This window comes from Pedobacter psychrophilus (assembly GCF_001652725.1).
Taxonomy (GTDB): Bacteria; Bacteroidota; Bacteroidia; order Sphingobacteriales; family Sphingobacteriaceae; genus Pseudopedobacter; species Pseudopedobacter psychrophilus.
In genome coordinates this window covers 56,929-73,954 of sequence record NZ_LWHJ01000030.1, presented here as the reverse complement: position 1 = coordinate 73,954, position 17,026 = coordinate 56,929, and the positions used below count along the sequence as shown (strand labels likewise).

Here is a 17,026-nt window from a genome sequence, read left to right as displayed (position 1 = left end):
TCAATGAACATTATTTCTTCTTTATTTCAAGATCAAAAAAAGAATAAAGGAAATTTAAAGGGCAGAATTATCCTTTTTATGTTCAGGTTTGCTCAATTAACCAACAGACATATTTTAATTGCGATATTATTGTGCATCTATTTGGGTTTTTATCATGTTTTTGTCGAGTGGTTTTTGTGTGTAGAACTTCCCCGCAAAACCAAAGCTGGTAAAGGTTTGGTAATTTATCACGGACAAGCTTTGGTAATTAATCAGGGTGTTGTTTTTGGCGAAGATTGTATCTTAAGAAACTCGACAACTATTGGACATAAAATTTTAAAAGACGGCACTTTTAGTGGTTGTCCGGTAATTGGAAATAGGGTTGATATTGGCGCAAATGTTTGCATTATTGGAAATGTGAAAATTGGAAATGATGTGAAAATTGGAGCTGGAACAGTGGTGGTGAAAGATATTCCTGATAATTGTGTGGTGGTGGGAAATCCCGCAAGAATAATTTTAAATTTATAAATGAACAATAATTTAACCGACCATACCTTTTGGAAAAACTTTTGGGAATCTAAAAAAGGATTGATTTTTAAGGTAAAACCCGATTATACTTTTAGCGCCATTTTATCAAAGCTGATAAAAGATAGAGGTGTTAAAACTGCAATAGAATTAGGCGGATTTCCAGGTTATTATTCCACTTTTTTAAAGAAATATTTCGATTTAAAAGTTACACTTTTTGATTATTTCATCCATCAAAAAATAATTGATGAACTTTTGGCTTTTAACGAATTAAAAAGCAGTGACATCAATATTATTGAAGCAGATTTATTCACTTATCAACCAATCGAAAAATACGATTTAGTGAGTTCTTTTGGTTTGATTGAGCATTTTGAAAACACTAAAGAAATTATAGAGAAACATTTGATGTTTTTAAACGAAGGTGGAACTTTGTTTATTACACTTCCGAATTTTAAAGGCGTAAATGGTTGGGTCCAAAATAATTTTGATAAATACAATTACGATAAACACAACATTGGTTGTATGGATTTGAGTTTTTTAAGTTCAGTTGCTCAAGATTTAGGCTTAAAAGAAGTAAAAACTTATTACACGGGCGGCTTTAGCACTTGGCTAGAGAACAAAGAATCTAAATCTACAATTGATAAGGCTATTGTGAAAACAATTTGGTTTGGGGGGAAAATCGTTTCAAAAGTATTAAGACAGGAAAGTAAATTATTATCTCCTTATATTGTTTTAGAGGCCAGGAAATAGATTTACATCCTTTGTTTGATAAACCGCAATAATCTTTCAAAAAGATTTCCCTTTCTTTTGGCCAAGAAATTCCTAATCATTTGGTAAGCAATTGAATTTTCTTCTATCGTATCCGGAAATTGTTTGATAGGTTTTTGGCGAATATTTACCTGGTACATTTTTTCGATATTAGAATGTGTTCCTGTACCATCATGTCCAATATTATTGATTAATGAATGAGTTGGATTCAAGCTTAATCCTCCGTTTAAAAAAACTGAAGCGTACCATCTAATTGCCCAGGAATTATTTTTCCCAGCTTTAAAACCTAGCATCTGCTTCCAAAAATTCATTTTGTGTTCAATGGAAAAAGCGAATTTTTTGTCATCATCAAATTGAGCAATCAATTCATCAATATCTGGATTAAATTTATCCCAAGCCCGTTTCCAAGTTGCCCATCCCCAACTATGCACAGCTCTATAAAAAAAGGTTTCTGGCAAATCATCGGCGAAAGCCAAAGGATACATATATGCGCTAATGTGCATCACTTTTTCTTCATTTTGATATTTATCCAAAGCTTCATTAAAATATGCTAAAGTATAAGGCGAGCTCAATAAATCATCTTCAAAAACGATGACTTTACCATAAGTATTTACCAATTCTTTTACACCACTAATAATAGAATTTGCCAAACCTAAATTCTTTTTTGCCCTTACAATTCGTACAGATTTAAAACCATCGATATTAGAAATTATCTCATTAACCAGTTTAACATTTTCTTCTTGTTCGATGTTTTTAGCTGCATCTGCAAAAATATATAATCTTGAATCTTCCGCTAAGGCATTGGCTTGCAAAAATTTTAAAGTTCGCCGAGTATGTTCCGGTCGGTTATAAACAAAAAGTGCTATTGGTGCTAGATTTTGCATTGGCTAGAATTTTATTTTATTGATGATTTGATTTATAAACTCGTTAATATCATGAGATATTTTAAAGTAGTAAATCAAAATGCTATAAATAAATAACATCAACAAAGAACGAACGGGAACATCAATAAAGAAATTATTGAGATAAGGCAGCAGCAAACCAATTATCAAAACAACAATAGAAATTACCAATAACTTTAAAAATTGAATATTAAAAGGCTGCAGTTTGTAGCGATACGCAAGAAATGCCCAATAAGAAAAATTCAACAATAACATGGTTGCTGAGTATGAAATAGCTGCTCCTAACATCCCAAATTTAGGAATCAGCAAAACATTTAATCCAACGCAAATGAATGCCGCAGTTACCAGAATATACATCGTCAGTTTATAGTTTTTAGAAAAACTGATAATTGCACCATTTAAACCGCCAGTAATATCGAACAGAAATCCTAGTCCGAGAACAATAAAAACATCGTAATAATTTACATATTCTGGTTTTTTAAGCATTACCAAAATGTTTTGCCAGTTGGCGATTAATCCTATCAATAACAAACAACCTAATAGAAATTGCACTAAGGAAGTTTTGTGGTAAATCTTGTTGATTTTAACTAAATCCTCTGTTTTCCAGGCATCTGCAATAATTTGGTAAGACGTTGTATTTAAAGCCTTTGCTGGCAAATTAATTACCAAAGCCATCCCAAAAAAAGTACCATAATAACCTACCATCGCTTCGCTTGAGAAAACCTTAAGTAACAGAGTATCGATGTTTTGTATCATAGCAAAAGAACCTCCAGCCAACATGGCATATAAGCCATATTTTATCATTTCTGGAGATTGTTCCCTTACTTTTTCAGTAACCTTATTAAACCTAATTAAGTCGAGTTTTTTTAGATAAAATAATAAAAGCAATAAAATAAGTCCATTTGATAATACGTACCAATAAACAAATTGATCATAATTTATCCAATTAAAATAAACTAAAACCACAGCTAAGGCGGTCATTACTTTTAATAAAACTTCTCTTAAAAATGAAGGTAAAATATTATGAAAAGTGGTTCGGGCAAATGTTTCTGCCAAGTTATACCAAAGCGTAAATAACGCAATCGGAATAATATAATAGTAGTAGCTATAAAAAAGGGAGGCGCCTTTATCCTTGTTGTTATAATTTTGGATAAATTCTTTCCCAAAAATATAGCATACGGTTACAGCCAAAAAACCAATAAGCGTAATCTTAAAAACATAAAGCGGGAAACCATTGTGTTTTCTATCATCAGTTTTAAAAAAAGGAAAATAACGAGTAATTGCACTACTAAAACCGATTGCGGCTAATTGAGTGTAAAGCAAAGAAACAGAGGTTATTAAAACAAAAAAACCTATCTGTTCTGCCGTTAAAATCCTTTGAAAAAGAATTATTAGATTAAAAAAGCCCAAAGCAGTCCCTATATAAAGGGTAATGCTGTTGAAAAAACCTTGCTTTTTTAATAGGTTCATTTTTTAATCTTGAACAAGTTTTTGATATAAGTTTTCTGGCTCATAAGCCTTAACTGCAAGTTTAGCCTTTTCTTTTAAATCTTTAACTAAAGAATTATCTTCTATTAAATTTTTTAAAATAGGATAAATATCTTCATCATAATTCAAACAGATTTCTTTCAAATCTTCAGGAACAATATAATCTGATGGAAAAATCCCAGGTTTTGCAGCTTTAATCATGTTAAAAATCACTCCCGTTTCTTTTGTTTCACCGTATTTACTTTGGTTGTTGAGGTTAACTTTTAAGTTACCTAGGATAATATCGCAAGTATTTAAACGCAGTTCAAATTCATCAGCTTTTAAAAAGTTGGCTTGATAAAAAAACTGGATTCCTAAAATTTCTAATTCTTTTATCAATGGGATTAAAAACTGATTATTCTTAGGGATGTATCCTAATAAATCAATAGCTATTTTACCTTTTAAGAAGGAAATGTTCTGTTTCAGAACCTCAAAGAAACCAACATAATCTCTTCTTTCATTATCAACAGAACCGGGAATACAAATTCTTAGTTTTTGATTTGTTTGCGATAAATCTTTACTAGATTGATGGATACAAAATGGAAAAACGATAACTTTTGAAGCATCAATAAACTTTTGCAAGTATACTTTTTGCGCATCGCTATAAATCAAAACTTTATCGCCTTTGGCTTTTAAATTCTTGATTATCAAATCTCTTTGTTTTTGCCTTTTTAATTCCTTGAAGAAATATTTAATCGGTAAATAAAAACTGGTTTTTATTTTTTGTATCGAAGCTCTATTTAATCGATATTTTAATAAATCAATTTGTTTGTCAAACGAATTATCAAAATAGGCATCAATATTATGAACTGTTAAAACAACTTTTGATTGCCAGTTAACAGAGGCAAATTCTTTATAATATTTAGAAATGGTATTAATGTGAATCTGATCAAAGCCGTCATTGTCAATCCTTTTCAAATAATCTTCGATTAACTCTCCACTATTATCAAAAGCTATTTCAATGTTTTTTTGGGAGAATGAAAGCGGGATTTTTAAACTTTTTAGAGTATAAATGCAAACTTGATTTTCGGATTTTAAAGAATAAGTAATTGCTAAAGCTTCAACAGCCGTATAATGATTAGCTTCACATATTTCTATGATTCCAATTTTCAATTTTTAGCAGTATTGATAAAAAAAGATTCAGCATATAAAATCCTACCGTCCTCTTTATTAAAAGTTTGAGTATAATTTCCTTGAAAAACGTATCCGATGCCAATCAATAATTGATAGATTCCATCAAACAATAATTGATCTTTATATAATTCTTCAAAAGAAGTTTCAATTAAAACACTATCTGCTATTTTTAAGGTTTCTAATCCGCCTTTAATCACTCTATCCTCAAAACCTTGCACATCAACCTTTACCATAAATTTCCCACTAATATTTAATTCTGGAAAAACATCATCTAACCTTCTAACTGTAATTGATTCTTTTTTTACATAATCTGTTCCGGCAAAAACTTCTGTATGTAAATCCGCCATGTTTAATAAAGAAGAGCTTGGAGTATGGGCGCTAATATTGATTTCTTGTTGTTCATTAACATCACCTAAAGCACAGTTTAAAGTCTTAACATTGATGCATTTTGTGTTTTCTACTAACTCATCGAAACAAGCTTTAATAGGTTCAAAAGAAATGATTTTTGCAGTCGGTAAAATTTCATGAACAAGATTGGCATATTGACCTACGTTGGCTCCAATATCTAAAACGTAATCAAGGTTTCTATTTTGCAACCATTTATTATTTTCGGGACGTACCAATTTTATAATTACGCCCATTTTATAAAATATATCCTGAATGAATTTTATCATTTTAAAAAATTTATCAAACTTATTGATTTAACACTTAAAACAGGAATCTCTTTAACAAAAAAATCCCCACTTTTTCAAGTGGGGATTTTTGAATATCAATTGAACAAATTTTATTGGTTTACTAAAGACTTTCCTTTAACCTTACGTTCTTGCTCGGTTAAGTAAATCTTACGTAAACGGATGCTCAATGGTGTAACTTCAATGTATTCATCAGCTTGTATGTATTCCATACATTCTTCTAAAGAGAATTTAATAGCTGGTGAAATACGAGTATTATCATCAGTTCCAGAAGCTCTCATGTTAGTTAATTGCTTTCCTTTGGTTACATTAATTACCAAATCAGTATCACGGATGTGCTCACCCAAAATCTGACCTTCGTAAATATCAACTCCTGGATCAACAAAGAAACGACCTCTATCTTGTAATTTATCAATTGCATAAGCAGTTGTCATCCCTTTATCCATAGAGATTAAAACCCCATTACCACGTCCAGGAATTGTGCCTTTCCAAGGCTCATAAGCTTTAAAACGGTGAGCCATAATTGCTTCACCTGCAGTTGCAGTTAAAACGTTATTACGTAAACCGATAATTCCACGAGCAGGAATATCAAATTCTAAATGTTGTAAATCGCCCTTAGGCTCCATAATCAATAACTCGCCTTTACGTTGGGTTACTAATTCGATAACTTTACCAGAAACCTCACCAGGAACATCCACAATTAAAGTTTCTATAGGCTCACATTTAACTCCATCAATAACTTTAATAATTACCTGTGGTTGGCCAACTTGCATTTCGTAACCTTCACGACGCATAGTTTCTATTAAAACCGATAAGTGAAGAATACCACGACCGTAAACCAAATAAGAATCCGGAGAGTCAGTTTCTACTAATCGTAAAGCTAGATTTTTTTCTAACTCTTTATTCAAACGCTCGCGTAAGCGTTGTGAAGTAACAAATTTACCTTCTTTACCAAAGAAAGGAGAGTTATTGATGGTAAACAACATATTCATTGTTGGCTCATCAATGCTAATTACTTCTAATTGTTCCGGTTTATCAAAATCAGCAATGGTATCGCCAATATCAAAACCATCAATTCCTACAACAGCACAAATATCTCCTGATGAAACTTCAGAAACTTTAACTTTTCCTAAACCTTCAAAAGTATATAATTCTTTAATTCTTGATTTTACGATTTTACCATCTCTTTTAACCAAAGAAACTGGCATATTTTCTTTGATAGTTCCACGGGCAACCCTACCAATTGCAATACGACCTACGAAAGAAGAATAATCTAACGAAGTAATTTGCATTTGTAAAGTACCTTCTTGTATTGGTGCAGGTGGGATATTCTCTAAAATGGCATCCATCAAAGGGAAAATATCTTCAGTTGGCTTTTTCCAATCTGTACTCATCCATCCTTGTTTTGATGAGCCGTAGATAACTTGAAAATCTAATTGATCTTCTGTAGCTTCTAAGTTGAAGAACAATTCGAAAATTTGCTCGTAAACTTCTTCTGGACGACAGTTTTCTTTATCTACTTTATTAACAACAACAATCGGTTTTAAACCTAAAGCCAAAGCCTTTTGCGTTACAAAACGAGTTTGAGGCATTGCGCCTTCAAAAGCATCACATAAAATCAAAACACCATCAGCCATTTTTAATACACGCTCTACCTCACCACCAAAATCGGCGTGACCAGGAGTGTCAATAATGTTGATCTTAACATCTTTGTACATCACTGAAACGTTTTTAGAAACGATGGTAATACCACGTTCACGTTCCAAATCGTTATTATCAAGTATTAATTCACCCGCAGTTTCATTATCTCTAAAGATAGAACAAGAGTGTAAAATTTTATCAACCAAGGTTGTTTTACCGTGGTCAACGTGGGCGATAATCGCTATATTTCTAATCTTTTGCATTCAAAATAGCTCTAAAAAATTTTTGCAAAGGTAAGGTTTTAATTAATAAAAATTGCACCTTAATCATTTGAATTTAAAATGACTATGATAATTTAATAATTCCTTAGTTTTGATTGTATCATGAATATTCAAATAATTATCGTATTCGTATTATTTTTGGGAGCTGTTTTTTACATCGGCAAAATCATTTATAGTAGTTTAAAAGCTAAAAATGGTTGTGCTAGCGGTTGCGGTAAATGCGGTGTGGATTTTTCTAAAATTGAGCCCGATAAAAATTAACATACACACAACGTTTTATATGGCGATAATGTGTATTATGTTTTCTTTAAATCTTTAAGGAACGCCCTAAAAGGGGAAACAAGTAATTGGGGAGTTTTAAATCTGACAGGTAACGTAAACTTCAGCCGAACTAATTTCATTTCTAATTGAATGCTTTGTGAATAAAACACTTCCCTGATTTTATATATTTTATTATTTAGTTTATAGCTTGTAGATTATAAATCGTCTACATTAAATACTAAAGAATTTAATTATTAAATAAAAAGCTGCAATTATAAAAATTGCAGCTTTTTAAAATTAGATTTAATTATAACCAGGATTTTGAATCAAAGAAGCATTTGCATCAATTTCTCTACGAGGAATTGGTAGAACAAGTTTTGGACTATCGTATGGAAAAGTACCCGTAGAAACTTTAACTCGTTTCAAATCATGAATTCTTGAACCTTCAAATGCTAGTTCTAAAACTCTTTCGTTTAAAATTGTCTGAACAGAAGAAACTAGTAAAGCCGGTGTTGCGCCTGCTCTATTTCTAACTAAATTATAATCATTTGTAGGAGAATCACCAACAAAAGGAAGTGAAAGTCTAAGATTACATTCTGCCCTTGTCAAATACATTTCAGATAAGCGAATAACAAGAATGTTTGATCCGAAGGCAATCCATTTACCAGTATGATATCTTGTTGAACCTGCTCGGGCACCTACTGCAGAATATATCAAGTCAGAACGTCTCTTATCAGTAGCTTCGTATAAATTTCTAAATGAAGCTAAAATTCTGATATCAGCCCTTCCAATACCTTGTAAACTTGCATAAAATGTGGCTAATCCATCATTTGACGTACCGGCATTATTTTGATCATTTTGTTGTATTTCAAATAAACTTTCTGATGAATTTTTATTTAAAAATGGGGCACCTACTGTTCCTGTTAATGATTTTCCACTATTAGTTATTACATTATCAGCGGCAGCTCTAGCTGCAGTATAATTACCCTGTTGCAAATATACTCTTGATAACATTGCAAGAGCGGAAAATTTTGTCGCTCTTGTTGGATTACTGTTAGGGATCAATGTAACTGCTTGATTCAAATCTGCAATCACTTGCGTATAAACCTCGGCAACAGTTTTTCTAGCACCTAGAGATGAAGCTAATTTATCGTCAGTTGTAGCTATAAGGTTAATAGGAACCCCCAAATTAGTTGTAGTATTTCCAGCCGAAAAAGGTAACCCATATAATCTAACTAATTCAAAGAACATAGAACCTCTAATAAAATATGCTTCACCTGTTAATCTATCTTTTGTAGCACCTGCACTTATTTTATCTATGTTAGCAAGAATAGTGTTTGCCACATTTATGGCTCTATAAGCATTTATCCAGGTTCTAGAGGCTTCTGCATTATTAGCATCCATAGTTTTTAATGCTATTTGACGGTAACTTTGAAAAGTACCAAACCATGAAAAATATGTGTCAGAGGCCAAAAGTTCTGGTACAACATTTAAATTTGTTCCATAAAGTGAGCCACCGCCCATAATCGCATATGCACCAACAACAGCACTTTCTATATCTTGTGCTGTTTCTAATGCTGTTGTTGCATCAATACTTTGTCGAGGTTCAAAGTTAAGCTCACTATCGCAAGAAACTAGCCCAAAAAGTAATACTGCTAAAATAATTTTGTTTATATAATTTGCTTTCATAATAATCTAATAATTAAAATCCAAAATTAACACCAAATGTTATAGTTCTAGCTTGTGGCGGTGTATAGAAATCATGGCCCAAGTTTACTCTTCCAGTATAAGTTGCATTCACTTCTGGATCATACCCTTTATAATTAGTAAAAGTTAAAAGGTTTTGACCGGATATATAAACTCTTGCATTATCAACTTTTAACTTAGATAATATATTTGAAGGAATTTTATAACCCAATACAACGCTTTTTACTCTGAAATAAGATCCGTCTTGTACCCATCTACTTGATTTAAAAGCTCCATTACCATCTAGAAATCTTGGTTGAGGAATATTTGTGATTGTATTAGTAGGGGTCCAATAATTTAATTGGTCTCTTGTTTGATTGTCATAATAATCACCATTGACAGATTGGAAAAATCCTGCTATATTATATAAATCATTACCATAAACAAACTGTGATTGAATATTTAGATCAAATCCTTTATATGAGAAAGTGTTACCAAAACCACCATAAAATTCCGGGTTTGGATCACCTACTTCTTGTTCATAACCATCCCAGTCAGAATCATTTGCAGTGGTTCCGTCTTCATTAAAGAACAATGCATCTCCATTTGCAGGATCCACTCCAGCATATTTTGGTCCATAAAAATATCCATAAGCATTACCTTCTGCTATTCTACCTAGCTGCCTAGAACCGCCATTAATTATTGAACCATCGGTTGCTAAAATTTTGTTTTTGTAAGTTGAGATGTTGAAACTAGTGGACCATTTAAATTTACCAACTAAGTTGTTTGTTGTTAAAGTAAACTCTAGTCCTTTATTTTCTAATTTACCAACATTCCTAACTATAGAGGTAAAACCATTGATTGCAGGTAAAGGAAAGCTCAATAATAAATCTTCTGTTTGATTATTAAAATAATCAAATTCTCCAGATATTCTATTGTTGAAAAATCCAAAATCTAACCCAAAATCTAATTTTTTACTTTTTTCCCATTTCAAATCATCGACTCCAATTTGAGATGGTACAATACCCGCCTTATCGGCATATGGAAGGGCAGAATACAATGTTAAAGAAGGAAAGTTTCCTATTTCTGAGTTTCCTGTTAATCCATAGCTAGCTCTAAGTTTCAAGAAACTAATTTTAGAGATAGATTTTATAAAATTTTCTTCTGATATAATCCAACCAGCAGATACGGAAGGGAAAAAACCATATCTATTATTTTTACCAAATCTTGAAGAACCATCAATTCTTCCTGATGCTCCAACAATATATTTGTTATTAAACTTATAATTACCTCTAGCAAAATAAGACAAAAAGCTATAACCAGTTTCGGTTGAAGAACCTCCACTAACAATTGCCGCACTTGCAATTTTAGTAAACTTATCATTCGGAAATCCAATACCAGTTGATGACCCCGTTTTTAAAGTAGTTGTTTGGAAAGAATTTCCCCCTACCAAATCAATATTGTGTTTGCCAAAAGATTTTAAATAGCTCAAATAAATGTTAGTATTATAAGAACTAGAGTTTACTTGACGTGTAAATCCTAAACCTGTAGGTGCTCCATCTAGTGTTTCTTTACCATTATAATTTTCTTCGTCCAATTGTGTAATGTCAAACCCCAAATCACCAGTAATTGATAAATCTGATGAAAAATTATATTTAGCATTGAAATTACTAATTGATCTAAGCTGAGAAGAAATAGCTGTTGCCTTTTCTAAATCAATTAAATTGTTATAATATAAAGTTTCGTCACTTAATTCTCCGTCATCTAGTCTAGCTCTTTGAATAGGTGGAATAGCATTTAATTGTAACGGATTAGTAAAAGCATTATCACTTGAAACTCTATTATTTTTAGTTTTGGCTATAGATATATTAGTTCCTATTTTAAATTTATTACTTACAGAATGATCAACATTAAGTCTTCCATTAGACCTATTAAAAGAATTACCTATCAAGATACCTGTTTGGTCATTATACCCTCCACTTATAAAAAATCTAGTTTTAGCATCACCACCATTTACAGAAATATTGTATTGTGATATTCCACCATCTTGAAAAGATAAATCCGTCCATTTTGTATCATAATCCTTAGACCAATCATCTGTTCCAGCCCCATACTGCAACCAAGCATCTTCAGCATCATCTGTATTCCAACCGACTCCATTTAATGAAGAATTTTTTATCGCTTCTGTAAATAATTGTCTGTATTCAGCAGAGTTCAAAAAATCACCCCTGTAGGTTGGGTTACTGATTCCTGTAAAATATGTAAAATTAACTTTGGTTTTGCCAGCTTTCCCTGATTTAGTAGTAACCAAGACGACACCATTTGAGGCTCTTGCACCGTAAATTGATGCCGCTGCAGCATCTTTTAATATTTCTATAGATTCAATATCTTCTGGAGCAATTGAGGCTAATGGATTATCCGGCTCAGTAGCACTACCTAAAGCTTGAGACACAACTGGCTGTCCATCAATAACATAAAGAGGGTCCTGTCCTGCAGATATAGAAGAAATACCTCTAACTCTGATGGTTAAACCTTGCCCCAACTTACCTGATCCAGAATTTATAAATACACCGGCAGCTCTACCTTGTAAAGCAGTTTCAAAGGTTGAAATAGGCTGGTCTGCAAATTCTTTAGAAGTAACTCTAGATACAGAACCTGTTAAATCTTGTTTGTTTTGCGTTCCATAACCCACAACAACTACCTCTGACAACGCTTTTAAATCTTCGGCTAACTTTACATTAACTGTTGTAGAAACAGGAAGTTCTATTTCTTTAAAGCCGATATAGCGAAATACTAAAGTTTTAGCAGTGGATGGAACAGAAAGTTTAAAATTTCCACTTGCATCGGTTTGAGAGCCTATCGAAGTATTCCCTTTTACGGAAACACTTACTCCTGGTAGTGGAGCTCCATCAGTAGCGGATGTTACTTTTCCAGTTATAGTTTTGTTTTGAGCATACAATACCGTAACCATTAAAAAGCACATTAAAAAATAGCTTAGTAATAATTTTTTCATATAATTTTGTTTAGTTAAAAAACTAAAGTATAAATTAATTATGAAAATAACACCATTTAGGCTTAAATTTTATACTATTTGTGTGATTATTTATATTTTTATATGATTAATTCAATTTAAAACTACTAAAATCTGATTTTTCTCTACTTTATCCCCAGATTTTATATACAATTTTTTAATTATAATATCTGCAGGTGCTTTTATCATGTTTTCCATCTTCATAGCTTCTAAAATAAATAGATTTTCACCCTTTCTTACCTCATCACCTTCATTAATTAAAATTTTCAAGACTAAACCAGGCATGGGGGCTTTTATCTCTTTAAGCTTAATTGCATTCAGATTTTCTAAACCTAAATCCTTTAATAATTCATCATATTGATCTTTAGCTTTAATATCGTAAATATTATTATTTACCTTAATCTTAAAAGTTTTCTCAGCTAAATTTTTATCAACTAATTCGGCGGTGTAAGATTTATTGTTTTTTATGATATGGAATTTATTATTTCCAAGATTTACCATATCTAAACTTAAATCGTTCCCATTTAAATTGATCACCTCATTTTTAATAGTTGTCTCAAAATCGAAATTGTTATTCACTTTTATCTTAAACATATTTATTGAGTTAATGCATATTGTACAAGATTAGCACCCATTTTTAAAGCTTCTATTCTTTTCGATTGTGAATCATCCGGATAAGTGCCTAAATCTTCCCAGCCATTTCCTAAGTCACATTCATAATCATAGAAACAAACTACTTTTCCTTTATAAACTAAAGCAAAACCTTGCGGACGTTTTCCATCGTGTTCATGAATTTTTGGTAATCCATTTGGGAAATCAAATTTTTGATGAAATATAGGATGACTTGGTGGTAATTCTACAAAATCTAATTCTGGAAAAACTTTTTTCATTTGTGGGCGGATAAATTTATCCAAGCCATAATTATCATCAATATGCAAAAAACCACCGCCAATTAAATAATTTCTTAGATTTTTAGCTTCTTGATCAGTAAAAATAACATTACCATGTCCCGTTAAATAAACAAAAGGATAATTATATAAATCGCTGCTGCCAATTTCTACTAAACCCTCTTCGGTAGAAATATTGGTGCCTAAATTTTTATTACAAAAATCTATAAGATTAGGGATTGCTGTTCTGTTTGCATACCAATCTCCCCCACCATTATATTTTAGTTTTGCGATTTTATAGGTTGATGAAAATGAAGTAGAAAGTAGAAAGTAAAAAGTGGAAAGCCCTAAAATGAGAAAAAAATTTAGACTCTTAGTTCTAAACCATATCTCTTGTTTTGAAGCTTTTCTATTAGCTTTAAACTCTTTACTTTTAACTTTTAACTCAATCATCTATTAAAATAATTTATCTCGAAACAAGCTTCTAAAGCTGCGGTTTCCGTTCTTAATCTGCTTTCACCTAAAGTTATGGGGACAAAACCATTTTGTAAAGCGAGGTCTATTTCTGAAGGAGAAAAATCACCTTCAGGACCAATTAAAATTAAATATTTTTGTTGAGGTTTAAAAGCATCTGCTATCGCTGATTTTTTATTTTCCTCGCAATGAGCTATGAATTTTAAATCGGCGGAAGCCTGAGAAATAAACGTTTTGAAAGAGATATAATTGTTGAGATAAGGATGGTAAGCTTTTAAAGATTGCTTAATTGCAGAAGTAATTATTTTATTAGAACGATCTAATTTGATTTCTTTCCTTTCTGATCTATCGCAAATAATTGGGGTAATTTCATCAATGCCAATCTCAGTTGCTTTTTCTAAAAACCATTCAAAACGATCAATGTTTTTTGTAGGCGCTATTGCAATATGTAGGTAGTGGTTTCTTTTGCCAAATTCCAGTTTTGTATCAATGATATTTAAAATGGTTCTTTTTGGATGTTCATCAATAATTTCAGCCAAATAGAATCCGCCTTTGCCATCAATCAAGTTGACTTGATCGCCGTTTTTTAAACGTAAAACTTTAATGCAGTGTTTGCTTTCCTCTTCATCTAGCTGATAAGTTTTTGATTGTATATCAGGTGTATAAAAAAGATGCATAATTTAATGATTATCTATCTGTTCTTCTTTTTCTAAAAGCAATTGAAGCTTAACAGATTCTATGTTTTGACCTACTTTTTTTAGGATAGTAAAAGTGTAACCGTTAAAATCTTTAGTTTCTCCTACTTCTGGTATTTTCCCAAAAATTTCACTTATCAAACCAGCAATGGTATCGTAATCTTCATCCTCTGGCAAATCATGAGTAAATGCTCATTTACGTCATAAACTGTTGCGGATGATGTGATAATAAATTCGTTATCAGAAATCTTTTCTACCAAAGGTTTTTCTTCATCATACTCATCTTGTATATCGCCCACCAATTCTTCTACAATATCCTCTAAAGTTACCATACCCGCGGTACCACCAAACTCATCCAATACAATAGCGATTTGAATGCGTTTTAACTTCAATTCTGCCATTAAATCATTTATTTTTTTAGATTCTGGTACAAAAAGAGGTTTTCTTAAAATATCATTCAAATTAAACTGACCGTGTTTTACAATAAGCGATAAAATATCTTTAGCGTGAACTATACCAACAATTTTATCGATGGTATCTTCATAAACTGGTATTCTAGAATAGCCTTCAGAAATAATACATTCTAATAATTCTTCTTGAGTTGACATTAATTCTATAGCAGATATCTTGGTTCTTGGAACCATAATATTCTTTACTACTCGCTCATTAAAATCAAAAACGTTCTTAATTAGCTCATGCTCAGCTTTATCAATTGCACCGGATTCTTTTCCCTGCTCTAAAAGATATTGCAATTCTTCTGATGAGTGAATGGATTCATGTGCGTTTGTAGAATCAATTCCAATCAGTTTTAAAATAACGTTTGCAAAACCGTTTAAAACATAAATAAAAGGTTTAAAAACGATGTAAACGAACTGTAAAGGAAGTGCGATAGCCATAGTAGTTGCTACCGGTTTTTGAATTGCCAAGGTTTTTGGTGCCAATTCCCCAAAAACAATATGTAAAACAGTTATAATGGTAAAAGCAAAAATAAGACCTAATGTTTCTGTTAAACTTGCAGATATAGGAAGATTTATGAAACTAAAAACATTTGCCACCAAGCTTGACATTACTCTTTCACCTACCCAACCTAAGCCTAAAGAGGCTAGGGTTATACCAAGCTGTGTTGCTGCCAAATAACCATCTAAATGAGTGGTCATATGTTTCGCAATTTGGGCAACCTTACTGCCAGTTTTGGCTTTAATTTCTATTTGGGAGCCCCTAACTTTAACAATAGCAAATTCGGCCGCTACAAAAAAGCCGTTTAAAAGAACTAAAAATATAGTAAATAAAATACTTAAAGTACTAATTTCGGGGTGGGGGTCCATTATTTATCTCTATAAGTTTTATTATACAATTCTATACTTTCTTCAATTACTTTATAAGCATACTTTTTACCAAGCAAGTGCTCGATAGTTACATTTTTCTCTTCTAAAGCTTTATAATCTTGAAAAAATCTTACAATTTCTTTCATTGTATGTGGAGGCAATTCTTTTAAGTCTTCAATATAATTAACAGACATATCATTTTTTGCTACCGCAATGATTTTATCATCCTGTTCCCCATTATCAACCATGTGCATTACACCAATCACCTTTGCCTCAATCATAGACATTGGGTAAACATCCGCTGAACATAGAACTAATATATCTAATGGATCATGATCATCACAATAAGTTTGTGGAATAAAACCATAATTAGCAGGGTACATTACAGAAGAAAACAAAATTCTATCCAATCTTAAAAGACCAGTGTCCTTATCAATTTCATATTTAGCTTTTGATCCTTTTGGAATTTCTATTATTGCTGTAACAGATTCTGGTGAGTTTACGCCTGGAGATATGGAATGCCACGGGTGATTATTATTATCTATCATTTAATTCTGAATGATTGTTTTCGTTTTTAGTAGTTATGTTCCTTTTTAAAAAAGCAATTATTAATGGTATTGTTGTGATTAAAACAAAACCAATAATTATATAAGCTAGATATTTTTCTATTTGTCTTTCAAATTCTTTACCTAAAAAATACCCTAATAAGGTTAAAGAACCAATCCATAAAACTGCGCCAATTAAATTATATAATGCGAATTTTCTGGAATCTAATTTTACAACACCGGCAAATATTGGAGCAAATGTACGTACAATTGGGACAAATCTACCCATTATTAAAGCAAATGCTCCTTGTTTATTATAGTAAGCCTCTGCGGCTTTTAAATATTTCTGCTTAAAAAAGAAAGAATCCTTTCTTTTGTAAAGAATCGGGCCAGTACGATAACCAAACCAATAACCCACAAAGTTTCCAGCAAAAGCGGCAATAATCAAGCCTAAAATCATGGTCGCAATGCCAACATCTAATCTTCCGGTTGCTACAAAAAGTCCAGCTAAAAATAATAGATAATCCCCTGGTAAAAAAAAACCAAAAAATAATCCAGTCTCAGCAAAGACTACAAATAAAATTAAATAGAATCCTCCTTTATGAATGATCTGTTGCGCATCGGCTAACTTTGTTATATTCTCCCAGAATTCATGCATAGCTATCTTATAAAA

General features: G+C 31.7%; 17 protein-coding genes. 3 read left to right on the top strand and 14 right to left on the bottom strand.

The genetic code is table 11. The features are described from left to right. Positions 1–3: 3 nt before the first annotated feature. Positions 4–507 (top strand): serine acetyltransferase, encoded by a 504-nt coding sequence (locus A5893_RS18210; RefSeq protein WP_068823215.1) that lies wholly within the window; start codon positions 4–6, stop codon positions 505–507. Next, positions 508–1,254, top strand: coding sequence for a class I SAM-dependent methyltransferase (locus tag A5893_RS14005; RefSeq protein ID WP_068823214.1), 747 nt, complete (start codon positions 508–510; stop codon positions 1,252–1,254). A gap of 2 nt (positions 1,255–1,256) precedes the next feature. On the opposite strand, the gene A5893_RS14000 is transcribed toward A5893_RS14005, so the two are convergent. From A5893_RS14000 to typA, 5 genes are all read right to left on the bottom strand, one after another. Further along, positions 1,257–2,156, bottom strand: a complete 900-nt coding sequence (locus A5893_RS14000; protein WP_068823213.1) for a glycosyltransferase — start codon at positions 2,154–2,156, stop codon at positions 1,257–1,259. Between the two features lie 3 nt (positions 2,157–2,159). After that, a complete protein-coding gene (locus A5893_RS13995; protein ID WP_068823212.1) occupies positions 2,160–3,644 on the bottom strand; it encodes a lipopolysaccharide biosynthesis protein in 1,485 nt (494 codons plus the stop codon). A gap of 3 nt (positions 3,645–3,647) precedes the next feature. Beyond that, positions 3,648–4,814 (bottom strand): hypothetical protein, encoded by a 1,167-nt coding sequence (locus A5893_RS13990; protein ID WP_068823211.1) that lies wholly within the window; start codon positions 4,812–4,814, stop codon positions 3,648–3,650. Continuing rightward, positions 4,811–5,509 (bottom strand): FkbM family methyltransferase, encoded by a 699-nt coding sequence (locus A5893_RS13985; protein WP_068823210.1) that lies wholly within the window; start codon positions 5,507–5,509, stop codon positions 4,811–4,813. The genes A5893_RS13990 and A5893_RS13985 overlap by 4 nt, the downstream gene beginning before the upstream one ends. A 110-nt stretch (positions 5,510–5,619) precedes the next feature. Next, positions 5,620–7,431, bottom strand: coding sequence for a translational GTPase TypA (gene typA / locus A5893_RS13980; protein WP_068823209.1), 1,812 nt, complete (start codon positions 7,429–7,431; stop codon positions 5,620–5,622). Positions 7,432–7,551: 120 nt separating this feature from the next. Here typA and A5893_RS17565 point away from each other — a divergent pair, with 120 nt between their 5' ends. Beyond that, entirely contained in the window at positions 7,552–7,710 is a 159-nt protein-coding gene (locus A5893_RS17565; protein ID WP_094336733.1) for a FeoB-associated Cys-rich membrane protein, read from the top strand. A 303-nt stretch (positions 7,711–8,013) separates the two neighbouring features. Here A5893_RS17565 and A5893_RS13975 read toward each other — a convergent pair whose 3' ends face one another. The 9 genes from A5893_RS13975 to A5893_RS13940 form a co-directional block, all read right to left on the bottom strand. After that, complete coding sequence (locus A5893_RS13975; RefSeq protein WP_068823208.1) at positions 8,014–9,399, bottom strand: RagB/SusD family nutrient uptake outer membrane protein; 1,386 nt, start codon at positions 9,397–9,399, stop codon at positions 8,014–8,016. Between the two features lie 13 nt (positions 9,400–9,412). Next, on the bottom strand, positions 9,413–12,409 hold the full coding sequence (locus tag A5893_RS13970; RefSeq protein ID WP_068823207.1) for a SusC/RagA family TonB-linked outer membrane protein: 2,997 nt from the start codon (positions 12,407–12,409) through the stop codon (positions 9,413–9,415). Between the two features lie 111 nt (positions 12,410–12,520). After that, entirely contained in the window at positions 12,521–13,021 is a 501-nt protein-coding gene (locus A5893_RS13965) for an acetyl-CoA carboxylase biotin carboxyl carrier protein subunit (RefSeq protein WP_068823206.1), read from the bottom strand. 2 nt (positions 13,022–13,023) lie between these two features. Beyond that, positions 13,024–13,767, bottom strand: coding sequence for a DUF4159 domain-containing protein (locus tag A5893_RS13960; RefSeq protein WP_082911451.1), 744 nt, complete (start codon positions 13,765–13,767; stop codon positions 13,024–13,026). Continuing rightward, positions 13,764–14,465 (bottom strand): 16S rRNA (uracil(1498)-N(3))-methyltransferase, encoded by a 702-nt coding sequence (locus A5893_RS13955; protein ID WP_068823205.1) that lies wholly within the window; start codon positions 14,463–14,465, stop codon positions 13,764–13,766. Before A5893_RS13955 ends, A5893_RS13960 begins: the two co-directional genes overlap by 4 nt. A 3-nt stretch (positions 14,466–14,468) precedes the next feature. Further along, positions 14,469–14,660 carry a transporter associated domain-containing protein gene (locus A5893_RS18350; RefSeq protein ID WP_449421122.1) on the bottom strand — a complete coding sequence of 64 codons (192 nt, stop codon included), beginning with the start codon at positions 14,658–14,660 and terminating at the stop codon, positions 14,469–14,471. Then, positions 14,621–15,808 carry a hemolysin family protein gene (locus A5893_RS13950; protein ID WP_449421121.1) on the bottom strand — a complete coding sequence of 396 codons (1,188 nt, stop codon included), beginning with the start codon at positions 15,806–15,808 and terminating at the stop codon, positions 14,621–14,623. Before A5893_RS13950 ends, A5893_RS18350 begins: the two co-directional genes overlap by 40 nt. Next, positions 15,808–16,356, bottom strand: a complete 549-nt coding sequence (locus A5893_RS13945; protein WP_068823204.1) for an inorganic diphosphatase — start codon at positions 16,354–16,356, stop codon at positions 15,808–15,810. The genes A5893_RS13950 and A5893_RS13945 overlap by 1 nt, the downstream gene beginning before the upstream one ends. Next, positions 16,346–17,011 carry a DedA family protein gene (locus tag A5893_RS13940; protein WP_068823203.1) on the bottom strand — a complete coding sequence of 222 codons (666 nt, stop codon included), beginning with the start codon at positions 17,009–17,011 and terminating at the stop codon, positions 16,346–16,348. Before A5893_RS13940 ends, A5893_RS13945 begins: the two co-directional genes overlap by 11 nt. Positions 17,012–17,026 lie beyond the last annotated feature (15 nt).